Origin of the sequence: Aestuariirhabdus haliotis (genome assembly GCF_023509475.1) — a bacterium.
Taxonomy (GTDB): Bacteria; Pseudomonadota; Gammaproteobacteria; order Pseudomonadales; family Aestuariirhabdaceae; genus Aestuariirhabdus; species Aestuariirhabdus haliotis.
Window position 1 is genome coordinate 1 of sequence record NZ_JAKSDZ010000008.1, and the last position, 15554, is coordinate 15554.

The following is a 15554-nucleotide window of genomic DNA, read 5'->3' on the forward strand; positions in this document are numbered from 1 at the left end:
TAGGTACCTCGGCGGGAACGCTAGCTAATAGGGTGGTTAGGGAAATAAACGCGCAACCTTACCCCGCTTGTTGACGGAGGGCAAGCTCGATGGGTTTTTTGATTGCCCCGAGTAGGACTGCCCCGATAGAATAGCTCTCCGGGACGACCCCGGATACCCGCCAGCAGGTACCCCCTCCCAGATTTTCCGATTATTGCCCGCAAATTATTTTGCCGGGGCTCGGGTGGTCTGCGGATGGACGGCGAGAAGAGGTGTATCCATAACCACAGCATCAGAGGATTACAGATGAGCGTTCACGAGATCACACACCCACTGGTCAAGCATAAGCTGGGTATAATGCGTAAAGAGGGTATCAGTACCAAAGCCTTCCGGGGGCTGGCTGGCGAAGTGGGTGCCCTGCTGACCTATGAGGCGACTAAAGACCTGACGCTTGAAGAAGTTGAAATACAGGGCTGGTGTGGTCCTATCAAGGTGCAGCAGGTCAAGGGTAAAAAAATCACGATTGTGCCTATTCTACGTGCTGGCCTCGGCATGCTCGACGGAGTCTTCGAATTGATTCCCAGTGCCAAGGTGAGTGTGGTGGGCCTGTACAGGGACGAAGAAACTCTGGAGCCAGTAGCTTATTTTGAGAAACTGGTGGGTAAGATTGATCAGCGGATCGCCCTGGTTGTGGACCCGATGCTGGCTACGGGAGGCTCCATGATTGCTGCCATCGATATGCTCAAGAAAGCCGGTTCAAAAGATATTCGAGCCCTGGTTCTGGTCGCAGCTCCCGAGGGCATCGCCAAGTTGCAGCAGGCGCACCCCGATGTTGAGCTCTTTACGGCGTCGATCGACGATGGGCTCAACGAAAACGGCTACATCATGCCGGGGTTGGGTGATGCCGGGGACAAGATCTTCGGTACCAAGTAAATAACGGCCATTTCATTCAATAGAACAACAACGAACAGGAGATAGGGTATGACAACTTCGGTGGGGGAGCAGCAGGGCGGCGCCCAGCTGGTATTATCCGGTGCACAAATGCTCTTTGTGGCGTTTGGCGCTTTGGTGTTGATGCCTTTGTTAACGGGCATGGACCCCAATGTGGCGTTGTTCACGGCGGGTGTGGGTACCCTGATCTTTCAATTGATTACTGGCCGGCAGGTACCGGTATTCCTGGCGTCCTCCTTTGCTTTTATTGCACCAATTATCGTCTCTACCCAAAACTGGGGGATGGCCGCGACCTTAGGCGGGTTGGCGGCTGCTGGCGTGCTTTATATGTTGCTCAGTGTGGTGATCAAAGTGCGCGGTACCGGCTTCTTGCACCGAGTCTTGCCTCCTGTGGTGGTGGGTCCGGTGATTATGGTGATTGGCCTGGGGCTTGCGCCGGTGGCCGTGAATATGGCATTGGGCAAAACCGGTGACGGTGCCGTGCAGCTGGTGCCTCAGGATGTCGCTATGACCATCTCCTTTGCTTCCTTGCTGATCACGCTATTGGTCGCGACTATGGGTCGCGGCATTCTGAAGCTGGTCCCCATTATGGTCGGCGTGGTCTCCGGTTATGTGCTTTCTGTAATGTTTGGCATTGTCGACTTTGCCAAGGTTAGTGAAGCAGCCTGGTTCGCCTTGCCGAATTTTGTTACTCCGGAATGGAACTGGAATGCGGTGCTCTTTATGATTCCGGTCGCCATAGCTCCGGCCATTGAGCATGTGGGTGATGTTTTGGCCATCGGTAACGTCACCGGCAAGGACTATATCAAGAAGCCTGGATTGCACCGGACCATGCTGGGCGATGGTGTGGCGACGACGGCGGCGGCGATGGTGGGAGGACCGCCAAACACAACCTATTCCGAAGTCACCGGTGCGGTCATGCTGACCAAAGCCTTCAATCCGAAAATCATGACCTGGGCGGCGCTGTTTGCTGTCGGTCTGGCCTTTATTGGCAAGGTGGGTGTGCTGTTGCAGACCATCCCGGTGCCGGTGATGGGAGGGATTCTGATGCTGTTGTTTGGTTCCATCGCGGTAGTAGGCCTTAATACCCTGATCAAGGCGCAGGTCGACATGGCCAAGGCGCGTAATCTGGCGATCGTCTCCCTGGTATTGGTAACCGGCATCGGTGGTATGAGTATCGGGACCGAGTCCTTCAGTATGCAGGGGGTGGGTTTATGTGCGCTGGTAGCGGTGGTTCTAAACCTTATTTTGCCTCATGAAAAGGGTGAAGACCGTTACGAGGGTGTCGAGATCGAGCCCCGTAACGACTAGGGCTGTAACTCATGGGTGAGAGCCCGTTACGCTATACAAAAAAACCCGCGCAAGCGGGTTTTTTATTGGGTTTAAATAGCATCAGCCATCGAGCTTGGAACGCAACAGTTTATTGACCTGACCCGGGTTGGCACTACCGCGGGAGGCTTTCATAATCTGGCCAACAAAGAAGCCGATCATCTTGCCGCGCTTGGCCTCGTCACTGGCACGGTACTGTTCCACCTGCTGAGGGTTGGCGGCCATGACCTCATCGATCATGGCTTCCAGCGCGCCGCTATCGGAGACCTGCTTCAAGCCCTTGCTGTCGATGATGGCGTCGGGCTCACCTTCACCATTCCACATTGCCTCGAACACGGTTTTAGCGCCTTTGCCAGAAATGGTGTCGTCCTTTACTCGCAGCAACATGTCGCCCAGCTGTTGAGCCTTGACCGGGCTGTTGGAGATATCGAGGTTTTCCTTCTTGAGGCGACTGGCCAGCTCTCCCATCACCCAGTTAGCGGCGAGCTTGGCATCACCACAGGCGTTTGCGGTCTGCTCGAAATAATTGGCGGTGGCACGTTCAGGGGCCAGCACCGAGGCGTCGTATTCAGACAGTTTATAACTCTCTAGAAAACGAGCAATGCGCGCATCTGGCAGCTCTGGCAGCTCGGCGCGTACCGACTCAATAAAGGTATCATCGATTTCGACGGGCAGCAGATCAGGGCAAGGGAAGTAGCGATAGTCGTTGGCTTCCTCTTTCGAGCGCATGGAGCGTGCGATACGAGTCTCGCCGTTATAGAGACGGGTTTCCTGTTTGACGCTGCCGCCATCCTCGATCAGGTCGATCTGGCGCTCAACCTCCAGTTTGATGGCGTCTTCCATAAAGCGGAAAGAGTTGAGGTTTTTGGTTTCGGTGCGGGTGCCGAGCTTTTCGCTGCCTTTGCGGCGTACCGATACATTGACATCGAAGCGCATCGAACCCTGGGACATATGCCCGTCGCAAATCTCCAACGAGGTGACAATCGAATGCAGTTTTTTGGCGAAGGCCACCGCTTCGGCTGATGAGCGCATATCGGGTTCGGTCACCACTTCGATCAGCGGGGTGCCGGCTCGGTTAAGGTCGATGCCACTCATGCCGTGGAAGTCTTCGTGCAAGGATTTGCCCGCATCCTCTTCCAGGTGGGCGTGGTGGATGCGAACCGACTTGTGACTGCCATCCTCGAGCAGGATGTCGACGACGCCGGGGCCAACGATGGGTTGCTCCAGCTGGGTGGTTTGGTAGCCCTTGGGCAGGTCGGGGTAGAAATAGTTCTTGCGCTCGAAATGGGATCGCTTGCCGATCTCGGCATCGATTGCCAAACCGAACATCACCGCGTAGCGATAGGCCTGTTCGTTGACCACCGGCAGCACGCCGGGCATACCCAGGTCGACCAGGCAGGCCTGGGTGTTGGCTTCGGCGCCATAGGCGGTGCTGGCGCCGGAAAAAATCTTACTCTGCGTGGCCAGTTGAACGTGGACTTCCAGCCCGATCACAACTTCCCAATCCATTCTGTACACCTCTTGTCTTGTCCGCCTGTGCTGCGGAGTCATTCTGTTGCTGTGCTTGTCTATGTCCGGGCTTGGTGATTAAGCGTCGGTTTTTGGGGCTTGTTGGTGCCAGTCGGTCGCTTGCTGGAAGCGGTGGGCAACATTGAGTAGACGAGCTTCGCTGAAATAATTACCGATCATCTGCAAGCCAACCGGGCGCCCTGCGGATTGACCCGCCGGAATGCTAATGCCGGGAAGCCCCGCCAGGTTGGTCGACAATGTGTAGATGTCGGACAGATACATGGCGACCGGGTCGTTGGATTTTTCGCCCAGATTAAAGGCGGGTGTCGGTGCCGTGGGTCCGACGATCAGATCGACCTGTTCGAAAGCAGAGACAAAGTCGTTTTTGATCAGGCGGCGTATTTTCTGAGCCTGTATATAGTAGGCATCGTAATAACCGGCCGAGAGCGCGTAGCAGCCGACCAGGATGCGCCGCTTGACCTCGGCGCCAAAGCCTTCGCCGCGGGAACGGGTGTATAGATCTTCCAGGTCAACGGGGTTGTCGCAGCGATAACCGTAGCGTACACCATCGAAGCGGGACAGGTTGGAGGACGCTTCCGCCGGGGCGATAACATAATAGGCCGGTACTGAAAGCCGGGAGTTGGGCAGGCTGACTTCCTGCACGGTCGCGCCCAGTTTTTCCAGTTCCTTGATGGCGTCCCGCACACATTGTTCGACGCCGCTATCGAGCCCATCGGCAAAAAATTCACTGGGAATGCCGATGCGCAGGCCGTCCAGCGAATCGTTCAATGAGGCACTGTAGTTATCGACCGGATGATCGACACTGGTTGAGTCCTTGGGGTCAAGTCCTGCCATGGCTTCTAATAGCAGGGCGGCATCTTCCGCAGTTTGGGCCATGGGACCCGCCTGATCGAGGCTGGAGGCATAAGCGATCATGCCCCAGCGCGAGACTCGGCCATAGGTGGGTTTGATGCCGGTAATACCACAGTGGGAAGCGGGCTGACGAATCGAGCCGCCGGTGTCGGTTCCGGTAGCGGCAGGTGTCAGTCGGGCCGCTACCGCCGCTGCGGATCCACCGGAAGAGCCACCGGCAATGGCGGTGGTGTCCCAGGGGTTTTTGACGGCGCCGTAGTAACTGTTTTCGTTGGATGAGCCCATGGCAAACTCATCCATATTGGTTTTACCCAGTAACACGGTACCGGCAGCTGCCAGTTTTGCGGTCACCGTGGACTCATAGGGGGCGATAAAGTTGTCCAGCATGCGCGAACCCGCACTGGTGCGAATACCCTGGGTGCAGAAGATATCCTTATGCGCGATGGGAATACCCATCAGCGGTGTCGCGTTACCGGCCTTGATGCGCTCATCGGCAATGGCGGCATCGTGCATGGCACGCTCTTCGGTAACGCTAATAAAGCTATTGTACTGGCCGTCCAGTTTTGTGATGCGATCCAGATAGTGGCGGGTCAGTTCCTGGCTACTGAACTCGCCGGCTGACAGGGCGTGGGAGAGTTCGGTTATGGTTTTGTTATGCATTGGAAAAATGGTCCTGAAATCAGATGACTACGATTCGCTGAAGGGATTCGGGCAGGAAGAGCCTAGTCGATCACCTTGGGTACCAGATACAGCCCATCTTCCGTAGCTGGGGCGATTTTCTGGACTTCGTCGCGCTGGTTGTCCTCGGTCACGACGTCGGTTCGCAGTCGTTGCAGGGCATCCAAAGGGTGTGCCAGGGGCGCGGTGCTGGAAGTGTCGACAGCTTGCATTTGATCAACCAGTTGCAGGATATCGGTCAGGGTGGCAGTGGTGTTTTCGATATCGTTTTCGTTGATCGCGAGTCTGGCGAGATGAGCTATACGGGTTACTTCTTCACGGTCAAGGGCCATGTCAGTCTTCATCGTCGCTGGGTTCCGCGACGCTCCTTTTGAAGGGGGTTACAAAGCGCAGCATTGTACCCTGAACCGTGCAGGCTGTCCCCTGCAGAGAAGTATCGGGTCCAGATGACAACAGAAAACGCAGTATTTGGAGCTGTTGCAGGAGCCTTCAGCCAGAGTTTGGTTATGAAAATAACGAGCGAGGGGGCGAAAACGTCGGAAAATGCGCTGAAATGCCCAAAGCTCTGGCGTAAAAGTTGCTCTATTTCGCAGGCGTTGTTAGAGTTTGCAACACTCCGGAAATCTTTGTTCTTATTAGGATTATCAGCTGATGTTTAAAAAATTGCGGGGCATGTTCTCCAGCGATCTCTCTATCGATCTGGGAACGGCCAATACCCTGATCTACGTCCGTGACAAAGGGATCGTCTTGAATGAGCCTTCGGTCGTAGCTATTCGGCACCATGGCAACCAGAAAAGCGTGGCGGCCGTTGGGACCGACGCGAAGCGTATGCTGGGGCGTACTCCCGGTAATATTTCTGCCATTCGCCCAATGAAAGATGGCGTAATTGCGGACTTTAACGTCACCGAAAAAATGCTGCAGCATTTTATCAATCGGGTACATGAAAGCAGTTTTATGCAGCCCAGCCCACGGGTTCTGGTCTGTGTACCTTGTAAGTCGACCCAGGTCGAGCGCCGGGCGATTCGTGAATCAGCACTGGGTGCCGGTGCTCGCGAAGTCTATCTGATCGAAGAGCCTATGGCAGCGGCCATTGGTGCTGGTTTGCCGGTCGAAGAGGCGCAGGGTTCGATGGTGGTTGATATCGGTGGTGGTACCACTGAAATCGCAATTATCTCGCTCAACGGTGTGGTGTATTCCGAATCGGTCCGTGTTGGTGGCGACCGTTTCGATGAAGCGATTGTGACCTATGTTCGTCGCAACTATGGCAGCCTGATTGGTGATTCCACCGCCGAGCGTATCAAGCAGGAAGTGGGTTGTGCCTACCCGGGCGAAGAAATTCGTGAAATTGACGTTCGTGGTCGAAACCTGGCCGAAGGGGTACCACGCAGCTTTACCCTCAACAGCAATGAAATCCTCGATGCCTTGCAAGAGTCGTTAGCCGCCATCGTTCAGGCAGTGAAGAGTGCACTCGAGCAATCCCCCCCTGAATTGGCCTCTGATATTGCAACTCGTGGACTGGTGCTCACCGGTGGTGGTGCCCTGTTACGGGACCTCGATCGATTGCTCAGCGAAGAGACCGGCCTGCCGGTGATTGTCGCCGAAGATCCGCTGACCTGTGTCGCGCGCGGCGGTGGTCGAGCCTTGGAAATTATGGATCAACACGCGGCTGATCTGCTCTCAACGGAATGAGTAAGGTCCTGTAGTTATCGGCGTTCAGTGTCTGGCTGGGCGCCGTTTCTATTTCTTGAGGCCACTATAGATACAATAACGAATCGGGGAACTGGTCATTAAACCCATCTTTACCAAAGGCCCTTCGGTCGCGACTCGTGTAGCCCTGCTTGCGGTATTGTCGCTCGGTTTGATGCTGGTGGACCATCGCTACGATTATTTGCATGCAACCCGGGCCTGGTTAAGCCTGGTCACGGCACCGGTGCAGTGGATGGCCAACGTTCCTGCAAATCTCTGGGGGTCGTTAACCGATTCGGTGAAAACACGAGATACCCTCAAAGAGGAAAATGCCAGCTTGCGGGCCCAGAATCTGGTACTGGAAAGGCGCTTGCAAAAACTGGCTTCGCTGACAGCGGAGAATGTACGTTTACGCGAGTTGCTGAACTCCTCTGCCCTGGTGGATGATCGGGTGCTGGTCGCCGAGTTGATCGGGGTCGACCCCGATCCCTTTCGGCATCAGGTGATTGTCAATAAAGGGGCCTCCGATGGTGTTTTCGTGGGGCAGCCGGTGCTGGATGCCGAAGGCCTGTATGGTCAGGTGATTGAGGTTAACCCCATCGCCAGTCGAGTATTATTAATCTCCGATAACAGTCACAGCCTTCCGGTGATTGTTAATCGTAATGGGGTGCGCGCGATTGCCAGTGGTACCGGGCAACTGGATGAGCTGGTGCTGCGCCACGTGCCCAATACCGCGGATATTACCGAAGGGGATTTGCTTATCAGCTCGGGGCTCGGAAAACGTTTCCCGAGCGGCTACCCCGTGGGCACGGTGGTATCGGTGGTGCATGATCCGGGTCACCCTTTCGCTTTTGTGAAAGTCCGCCCCAGTGCTCAACTAAATCGAAGCAGTCACCTGCTGCTGGTCTTCACCGAACGTCCACAGACACCTCAGGTTGTTGCTCCTGAACAGGAGGCTGACAATGAATGAGCAAAAACCCCGGGGCGGACTGGTTATTTTACTGAGTTTTGTCGTCGCGCTGTTGTTGGCGGTGTTACCTATGCCCGGGTGGGGGCAGTTTGTCAGACCCGAGTGGGTCGCCCTGGTGGCGATTTACTGGGTGTTGGCGTTGCCGGAGCGCATTAATATCGGTTGGGCCTGGTGTGCCGGGTTAATGCTGGATGTAATGCAAGGTACGCTGTTGGGGCAGAATGCCCTGGGCCTGGTCATCGTGGCTTACATTATGACTCGCTTGCACCGGCGTATGAGAATGTTTCCACCGCTACAGCAATCCTTCATTGTCTTTGTGGTGGTGGGGCTGTATCAGATGATTGCCCTATGGGTGCGCAGTGCGACTGGGGCGATAGTGCCGGGTTTGAGCTTTTTGTTGCCCGCCATTACCAGTGCCATTTTATGGCCCTGGGTGTTTTATATTTTACGGGATCTGCGTCGGCGTTATCGCATCAACTGATTCGGTCGCCTGGGGCTCAGTATTTATCAGGAGCTGAACATGGCTAACCATTCGTTGTATCTGGGATCCAATTCCCCCAGGCGTCGGGAACTGCTCGCCCAGATCGGGGTTCATTGCAAACAATTTTCCGTGGATATTGATGAAACGCCAGGCTCTGGTGAGTCCCCCCGAGATTATGTATTGCGTATGGCTCCCGAAAAGGCTCTGGCTTCACGCGCCGCGCTTGCCGGCGGGCAACGCTTACCGGTGCTGTGTGCCGATACCACGGTAGTCGCGGGGGGAGCAATTCTTGGCAAGCCGGCTAATCGTGAGCAAGGCATCCTTATGTTGCAAACCCTGGCGAATAACGAGCATCAGGTACTCACTGCGGTTGCTATCGCAGATCAGCAGTGTATTGAAACCCGGCTCAGTAGCACTCGCGTGTGGTTTGGTTCTATCAGTGATGAACAGGCCAGCCGTTATTGGGACAGTGGCGAGCCGGCGGATAAGGCCGGTGGTTATGGCATTCAGGGCTTGGGTGCCATTTTTGTGCAACGAATTGAAGGCAGTTATAGCGGGGTGGTCGGGTTGCCGTTGGCCGAAACTGCGGAACTATTAGCGCAATTTAAGGTGCCCTATTGGGTATAATAAGAGGACTAACAGTGACTGGGCGCATCCATGAGTGAAGAGATTTTAATGAACATCACCCCGATGGAGTCACGAGTGGCGGTGGTGGAGAACGGGGTGCTGCAAGAGGTTTATATCGAACGCCCGCAGAAAAGAGGCATTGTCGGTAATATCTATAAGGGTAAGGTAGTCAGGGTATTACCGGGTATGCAGGCGGCTTTCGTCGATATTGGTCTTGAGCGAGCTGCGTTTATTCACGCGGGAGAGATTTGCCGCAAAGGTGAACGTGATACCTCCCAGGAAGATCTGCCCATCAATCAGCTGGTTCGGGACGGGCAGTCTCTGGTGGTCCAGGTAACCAAGGATCCCCTGGGAACCAAGGGCGCGCGCCTGACCACCAATATTTCCATTCCTGCTCGCTATCTGGTCTTGATGCCCGATTCCAGCCATGTAGGCATCTCACTGCGGATCGAACAACCCGAAGAGCGTGAGCGTCTCAAAGCCTTGGTTGAAGCCGGTCTCGACAGTCTGGAAGAAAAGCCGGAATTCGGCTTTATATTGCGTACTGCGGCTGAAGGGGTGGGGGAAAAAGAAGTCGTCGCCGATATTCGCTACCTGCAGCGCCTGTGGGGAACCATCTCGGAGACCATAAAATCCAGTAAAGCCCCGGCTAACATTTACGAAGATTTGCCCTTGCACTTGCGCACATTGAGAGATCTGGCCGAACCCGATATTGAAAAAATTCGTATTGATTCCCGGGAGACCTTCCAGAAAGTCGAACGGTTTGTCGATAAGCTACTGCCCGAAGTGGGAGGCCGTGTTGAATATTACCCCGGCGAGCGCCCCATATTTGATCTGTACAGTGTCGAGGATGAGATTCAAAAAGCGCTGAGTCGTAAAGTGCAGTTAAAGTCCGGCGGCTATCTGATTATTGACCAGACGGAAGCGATGACCACCATCGATGTGAACACCGGTGGTTTTGTCGGGCACCGGAATCTGGAAGAGACTATCTTTAAAACCAACCTTGAGGCAGCCACTGCTATCGCTCGCCAGCTGCGGCTGAGAAATCTGGGCGGTATTATTATTCTCGACTTCATCGATATGGAAGATTCTGAACACCAGCGGCAGGTGTTACGCATGCTGGAGAAGGCGATGGAGCGGGATCATGCCAAAACCAATATAACCGGTGTGTCAGAGCTTGGTCTGGTTGAGATGACCCGCAAGCGAACACGGGAAAGCCTGGAAAACATCCTGTGTGAAAGTTGCCCGGTGTGTGAGGGGCGTGGAACTCTTAAAACGGCGGACACGGTGTGTTATGAAGTCTTCCGTGAAATTTTGCGTGAAGCCCGCGCCTATGACAGCAAATCATACCTGGTGCTGGCTTCCCAGTCGGTGGTTGATCGGTTGCTCGATGAGGAGTCTGATAATGTGGCCGATCTGGAAGAGTTTATTGATCGATCGATACGATTTCAGGTTGAACCCATGTATTCCCAGGAGCAATTTGATGTGGTGTTGTTGTGACTTTCTGGCCGATTACTCTGTGGGGAATCGGCCGGATACGGTGAGCGTTTAGCCATGAAGAAAGTTGCCTTTCATCTCACCCGAGGAACCTGGCTGCTAACCCTGTTGTTGGTTGTGCTGTTGGGAGTCTACCTGCTGGTGGGTCGGTTGTTGGTGCCCTACGTAGAGAACTATCGACTGGTTGCCGAACGGGAGCTATCCGAGATGCTGGGCGCCCGGGTTACCATCGAGTCCATGACCGGCCATTTCCGTGGCTTTAATCCTGCGTTGGAAGCCAAACATGTGGATATTTCTCCGTTGGCTCCGTCGCAAGGTTTTAGTTCCAATATTCACATTGATTCCCTGTCGGCTGAAATTAGCTTCTTTGGCACGCTACAACACCGAGAAATATCGCTGCAGGAACTGGTGATTACGCGGCTCGAGATCTTTCTTAACCAAAATGAACAAGGTCAATGGAACATAGCCGGTTGGGAGCCGAAAGCGACTGCCGCCAGTGAAGAAGATAAAAGTATAAAAGAGATTCTGGCCAACCTTGTGGAAGAGGTTGAACAACAAGGGCATGTGCAGATTATTGATAGCACGGTGCATGTGCAGCCCTGGCAGCAGACTGCTCGCAAGATCGACCAGATACAGATGGACCTGTTTGATCTGCCGAGAAATCGGATTCAATTGGATCTGCGCGCTCGATCCGGTTTTCAGCAGCCAATGCACCTGATGGCGACTCTTGAAGGCGACGTTTCGGATCCCTCTGATTTGCGTCTGGATGCCTACTTTCAGGCAGGCATGTTGCAATTAGGCCCCTGGCTTAAACAGCTGGTGTTTGAACAAGTTTCTGAATTGAATGTAAAACCTGAATTGTGGCTGAACTGGAATGGTGAGCGCTGGCAAACACAGGGAAGTCTGGATATTGGTCGATTGCAAGTGCTCCATGAAGGGGTGCAGCATACGATGAATGATTTGTCGATTGACCTGTCGGCAAACTACCATCCTGATAACCTGTGGCAGTTATGGCTGCAAAACCTCTCTTTTTCCATGGCCGGTTACCAATGGCCGAATACTGAATTGTACCTGCAAGGGGATACGTCCGATGTTGTCACCTTCGGAATCCCTCAGCTGGATCTGGGCGTAACCAGGGATATTTTGTTAGGTAGTGAGATTCTCTCGGGTATGCCTCTTGAGCTGGTCAAGACCCTGAATCCATCCGGTGTTCTCGAAGGTGTGCAGCTTCGTTACCTGCCGCAGCAGGAAGATTTTGACATCAGTGCCCGATTGGTCGATGTGGCCGTTGATGCCTGGGGCGATGCTCCCTCTGGACATGGCGTCAATGGTTTTGTTCATGCCTCCAAGTCCAAAGGGTATCTGGATCTTGAGTCATCAAATTTTACCCTGGGCTTGCTTAACCTGTTCCGTGAGCCCTGGCATTACCGTCAAGCGGATGGCGTGTTGTATTGGCAGATAGCGGATAACCAATATTCGCTCATGACCGAAAATATGCTGTTGGTGGGCGATGAGGGCGAGGTGCACGGCCAGTTTCGCCTCGATATCCCGTTTGACGAGCGACCGGTATTGATGGGCTTGCACGCCGGTATTCGTAATGGTGATGTGCGGCATGCGGGCAAGTACATCCCGTTCGGCGAAAGCGGTCTCGACGAGGATGTGATCTCCTGGCTGGATGCGGCTCTGGTGCAAGGCAAGATACGTGAAGGCTCCTTTATGATGAACGGAGCCCTGCAGGACGTCGGGGCAGAGAACGACTTCACGGTCGGATTGTTCTTCGATGTGGAGCAAGCCACCATCAATTACGATCCCGAGTGGCCACTAGCCGAACAGGTCAATGCGCTGGTGGTCATCAACGACGATGACATACGTGTGGACAGTAAACAGGCTCGGGTTTGGGGAGCCAAAGTCGACGCGTTGAAGGTTCGTATACCCACTTCACCCGAAGGGCAATCCACCAGATTGTCGGTGGTGGGGCACGCAAAGAGTAGCCCGGAAAGTGCGTTAAAACTATTGCGGGAAAGTCCGATCAACGACATCCTCGACGGTGAAGCTCATGACTGGGAGCTGGCGGGGGATATCGGTGTTAATCTGAATCTTGATATTGCCTTGGGTGAGGGTGGAAGTGAAGATCGCTATCAGGTGGAAGTGGATTTTGATAACAACCGCTTTCAAATTAGTTCCCTGCAGTTGCCTCTTGAAAACCTTTCGGGACGTTTAGTTTATGACTCGTTACAGGGGATCACCAGCGAGCCTCTCAGTCTTAATCTGCTTGGATCAGCCGTCAGGATGCAGGCGCTGAAACCTCAAAATTCGAGCCAGATTGCCCGTTTTAGTCTTGATGGCACGGTTGCTTTGACCAAGCTGTATGACTGGCTGGAACAGCTGCAAGGCAAGCAATATGCGCTCGATTTGGCTCGCAAACTGGTTACCGGAAAGGCGCCATACACCGGTCAGGTGTTGATTGCGGAAGAACAGGGCAAAGTCATTTCCAGAACCACCATTGAAAGCCGCCTTCAGGGCATCAAAATTGATGTCCCGTCCCCTCTGGGCAAGTCAGCTGAGCAGGCACGATCGCTGAAAGTTCGTATCGATGATGAGGTTGACGATAGCGATAAACTGGGCTTTCGCTGGCGCTACGGTGCTTTGCTCGATGGTGCCCTGTTTAGCCAGAACGGAAGCCTGACGGGAGGGGCTCTGGAAATTGGGGGGAAACAAGCCAACCCGGGCAAGCAGCCTTCTTGGCTGAACGTCTCGGGGACCATTGATCAGCTGTTATTGGAAGACTGGCTTGATTGGGTGCAGAAGCTGCCTCGGGGTACAGCGGTTCAGGCGTCGGGGGATAGTGCTCTGCCGATCAAGCTCAGGCAGCTGCGCGTAGGACAGGTAAAGGGGTATGACCATCAATTTGATGAGCTCTGGATTAATGGTGACATCAACGGTGAAGATATTGTGCTTGAGGTTGAATCGCCCAAGCTGAGCGGCACTCTCTCTTCTGGCTCCGATGATCAACCTTACGGTGTGAATCTGGAGCGCCTCTATTTGGCGGCATTGACGTCCGAAGACATTGAACAGCTAAAGATTGTTTCGGACGCCCCCCTTGAAGAACCTCAAGCCGTATCGCCTGAAGAGCCCCGGAGTGCTCCTGAAGCGGATCAGACTAACGAGGATGCAACAGAGCCTGATGACCCGTTAAAAACGACCGATCCCAGCCAGTTCCCTGCCGTTGATTTGATTATTGCCGATCTGCGTTTTGGTGAAGAGTCCTGGGGGAGTATTGGCGCCAATATTCGTCCTTATGAAGAGGGCGTGCACTTTTTTAATATCAATGCCACGATTCGCCAGGTTGAGATTGAGGGTGACTTGAGCTGGGCCTATAGCAATGGTTTGCACCATACCTATACCAAAGGCTCCCTGTCCATTGAGGATATGGGGGATGTGCTGGAGAACTGGGGGGTTGGTCGTTATATAGAAACCAAGCAGGCCCATTACGATTTTAACTTCAACTGGCCCGGGAGTCCGGCTGCGGTGTCTATGTTGTCCTTGACCGGTTCCGTGGAAGGGGAGTTGAACGATGGTCGATTCCTCGAGGCAGGTAAAGGCGACGCGCTGCGCTTGTTCGGAGTTCTCAACATCAATACCATCACTCGCCGCTTGAAACTCGATTTTTCAGACCTGTTGTCCTCAGGCATCGCCTTTGACAAGCTGACAACCCACAACACCTTTGCTAGCGGAGTCGTCACCACCGAAGAGCCGGTTACGGTGGATGGCCCCGGTTCTGATTTCAAGCTAACTGGAACCGTTGACCTCAATACAAAACAGATCGATGCTGAGCTGGTCGTGACCCTGCCATTGACCGGTAGCTTGCCTATCCTTGGTCTGGTGTTGGTGAACCCTGTTGTGGGTGGAGGTCTGCTGGTCTTCGATCAGCTATTGGGTGATCAGGTGCAGCAACTCGCCAGCGTTAATTATCGCATTGAAGGTGATGCGACCAACCCCACCGTCGAGGTTAGTAGGGTCTTTGGCCGTCAGTAGCCTTGACCCTGCTATATAAGCTTGTCGCGGGCCGATTAGGCCGGTGGATAACAGGAGTGTAACGATGCAAAGGTGCCGAATTGCCCTGGCTCAGATGAATTCTGTCGCCGACCTAAAGGAAAATCTGGACAATGCGGAACGCCTGATTATCGAAGCCGGCCATCAGGGGGCAGACCTGATTGTATTGCCCGAATGTTTTGCCAGTTTTGGCGGGGGCTCGGTTGCGGAGGTGGCCAAAACCATCGAACAAGCGGGGGTGATTGCCAGGCTGTCGTCGCTCAGTGCACGTCATGGGGTCTGGTTGGTGGCCGGAACCCTGCCAATGGTGGAAGATGGCAACCCGGATATCAGAGCGTTTTCTCGCTGCCTGGTATTTGACAGCCAGGGCCGGGAGGTGAGTTACTATGATAAAGTGCATCTATTTGATGTGGATGTTGCCGATACCACAGGCCGTTATCGAGAATCTTCAGATTACCAGCCTGGGCAGCATTTGAGCCTTATCGATACACCCTGGGGTAAACTGGCCCCGTTGGTTTGTTATGACCTGCGTTTTCCTGAGTTGTTTAAGGCTTTGGCATTGAACGGTGCTGAAATCATCTGTTTGCCATCCGCTTTTACAGCCGTCACAGGGCAGGCGCATTGGGAGCCACTAATACGCGCTCGAGCCATTGAAAACGCGCTGTATGTTTTGGCTGTTAATCAATGTGGGCAGACAGGCTCGCGAAAAACCTGGGGACATTCGATGGTGGTTGATCCCTGGGGGGAAATTTGTGCTTGTGCCGGGGATGATGTTGAACTGGTGCTGGTTGATTTACGGCCGGATACGCTGGTGAAAGCGCGTGAATCTATTCCTAGCTTGAACCACCACAAATTAGCAACGGGCTGGTATCCCTTGCCTGTCCGAACGAATGACCCGAACGGGTCCTAACGAGTAAGAAC

The 15554-nt window shown here is 54.1% G+C and carries 13 protein-coding genes; 10 read left to right on the top strand and 3 right to left on the bottom strand.

Going from position 1 to position 15554, the window contains the following annotated elements; all coding sequences use genetic code 11:
• Positions 1-285 precede the first annotated feature (285 nt).
• Positions 286-912 carry a uracil phosphoribosyltransferase gene (gene upp / locus MIB40_RS07705; RefSeq protein WP_249692661.1) on the top strand — a complete coding sequence of 209 codons (627 nt, stop codon included), beginning with the start codon at positions 286-288 and terminating at the stop codon, positions 910-912.
• Between the two features lie 48 nt (positions 913-960).
• Positions 961-2241, top strand: a complete 1281-nt coding sequence (locus tag MIB40_RS07710; protein WP_249692662.1) for a uracil-xanthine permease family protein — start codon at positions 961-963, stop codon at positions 2239-2241.
• A gap of 81 nt (positions 2242-2322) precedes the next feature.
• Here the strand turns inward: MIB40_RS07710 and gatB are convergent, their stop codons facing one another.
• The 3 genes from gatB to gatC form a co-directional block, all read right to left on the bottom strand.
• A complete protein-coding gene (gene gatB / locus MIB40_RS07715) occupies positions 2323-3768 on the bottom strand; it encodes an Asp-tRNA(Asn)/Glu-tRNA(Gln) amidotransferase subunit GatB (protein WP_249692663.1) in 1446 nt (481 codons plus the stop codon).
• 78 nt (positions 3769-3846) lie between these two features.
• The gene (gene gatA / locus MIB40_RS07720; RefSeq protein ID WP_249692664.1) at positions 3847-5301 is read right to left on the bottom strand and encodes an Asp-tRNA(Asn)/Glu-tRNA(Gln) amidotransferase subunit GatA; all 1455 of its coding nucleotides are present in this window, start codon (positions 5299-5301) and stop codon (positions 3847-3849) included.
• 62 nt (positions 5302-5363) lie between these two features.
• Positions 5364-5651 (bottom strand): Asp-tRNA(Asn)/Glu-tRNA(Gln) amidotransferase subunit GatC, encoded by a 288-nt coding sequence (gatC, locus tag MIB40_RS07725; RefSeq protein WP_249692884.1) that lies wholly within the window; start codon positions 5649-5651, stop codon positions 5364-5366.
• A 114-nt stretch (positions 5652-5765) separates the two neighbouring features.
• Between gatC and MIB40_RS07730 the strand changes: the two genes are divergently transcribed.
• The 8 genes from MIB40_RS07730 to MIB40_RS07765 all read left to right on the top strand — a co-directional run bounded on the left by MIB40_RS07730 (position 5766) and on the right by MIB40_RS07765 (position 15543).
• A complete protein-coding gene (locus MIB40_RS07730; protein WP_249692665.1) occupies positions 5766-5978 on the top strand; it encodes a hypothetical protein in 213 nt (70 codons plus the stop codon).
• Positions 5971-7008 carry a rod shape-determining protein gene (locus tag MIB40_RS07735; RefSeq protein ID WP_249692668.1) on the top strand — a complete coding sequence of 346 codons (1038 nt, stop codon included), beginning with the start codon at positions 5971-5973 and terminating at the stop codon, positions 7006-7008. Before MIB40_RS07730 ends, MIB40_RS07735 begins: the two co-directional genes overlap by 8 nt.
• 106 nt (positions 7009-7114) lie before the next feature.
• Positions 7115-7975, top strand: coding sequence for a rod shape-determining protein MreC (mreC, locus tag MIB40_RS07740; protein WP_319941641.1), 861 nt, complete (start codon positions 7115-7117; stop codon positions 7973-7975).
• Complete coding sequence (gene mreD, locus MIB40_RS07745) at positions 7968-8456, top strand: rod shape-determining protein MreD (protein ID WP_249692676.1); 489 nt, start codon at positions 7968-7970, stop codon at positions 8454-8456. Before mreC ends, mreD begins: the two co-directional genes overlap by 8 nt.
• Before the next feature lie 39 nt (positions 8457-8495).
• The gene (locus MIB40_RS07750; RefSeq protein ID WP_249692677.1) at positions 8496-9083 is read left to right on the top strand and encodes a Maf family protein; all 588 of its coding nucleotides are present in this window, start codon (positions 8496-8498) and stop codon (positions 9081-9083) included.
• Positions 9084-9113: 30 nt separating this feature from the next.
• Positions 9114-10583, top strand: a complete 1470-nt coding sequence (gene rng / locus MIB40_RS07755) for a ribonuclease G (RefSeq protein WP_249692679.1) — start codon at positions 9114-9116, stop codon at positions 10581-10583.
• Between the two features lie 54 nt (positions 10584-10637).
• Positions 10638-14615, top strand: coding sequence for a YhdP family protein (locus tag MIB40_RS07760; protein WP_249692684.1), 3978 nt, complete (start codon positions 10638-10640; stop codon positions 14613-14615).
• Between the two features lie 64 nt (positions 14616-14679).
• Positions 14680-15543, top strand: coding sequence for a carbon-nitrogen hydrolase family protein (locus tag MIB40_RS07765; protein WP_249692685.1), 864 nt, complete (start codon positions 14680-14682; stop codon positions 15541-15543).
• Positions 15544-15554: the final 11 nt, after the last annotated feature.

Bases quoted from the DNA above. Each gene is read 5' to 3' on its own strand.
- MIB40_RS07750 (WP_249692677.1), top strand. From the start codon at position 8,496: ATGGCTAACCATTCGTTGTATCTGGGATCCAATTCCCCCAGGCGTCGG.
- upp (WP_249692661.1), top strand. From the start codon at position 286: ATGAGCGTTCACGAGATCACACACCCACTGGTCAAGCATAAGCTGGGT.
- MIB40_RS07730 (WP_249692665.1), top strand. From the start codon at position 5,766: ATGACAACAGAAAACGCAGTATTTGGAGCTGTTGCAGGAGCCTTCAGC.
- mreD (WP_249692676.1), top strand. From the start codon at position 7,968: ATGAATGAGCAAAAACCCCGGGGCGGACTGGTTATTTTACTGAGTTTT.
- gatC (WP_249692884.1), bottom strand. From the start codon at position 5,651: ATGGCCCTTGACCGTGAAGAAGTAACCCGTATAGCTCATCTCGCCAGA.
- MIB40_RS07760 (WP_249692684.1), top strand. From the start codon at position 10,638: ATGAAGAAAGTTGCCTTTCATCTCACCCGAGGAACCTGGCTGCTAACC.
- rng (WP_249692679.1), top strand. From the start codon at position 9,114: ATGAGTGAAGAGATTTTAATGAACATCACCCCGATGGAGTCACGAGTG.
- MIB40_RS07765 (WP_249692685.1), top strand. From the start codon at position 14,680: ATGCAAAGGTGCCGAATTGCCCTGGCTCAGATGAATTCTGTCGCCGAC.
- MIB40_RS07710 (WP_249692662.1), top strand. From the start codon at position 961: ATGACAACTTCGGTGGGGGAGCAGCAGGGCGGCGCCCAGCTGGTATTA.
- MIB40_RS07735 (WP_249692668.1), top strand. From the start codon at position 5,971: ATGTTTAAAAAATTGCGGGGCATGTTCTCCAGCGATCTCTCTATCGAT.
- gatB (WP_249692663.1), bottom strand. From the start codon at position 3,768: ATGGATTGGGAAGTTGTGATCGGGCTGGAAGTCCACGTTCAACTGGCC.
- gatA (WP_249692664.1), bottom strand. From the start codon at position 5,301: ATGCATAACAAAACCATAACCGAACTCTCCCACGCCCTGTCAGCCGGC.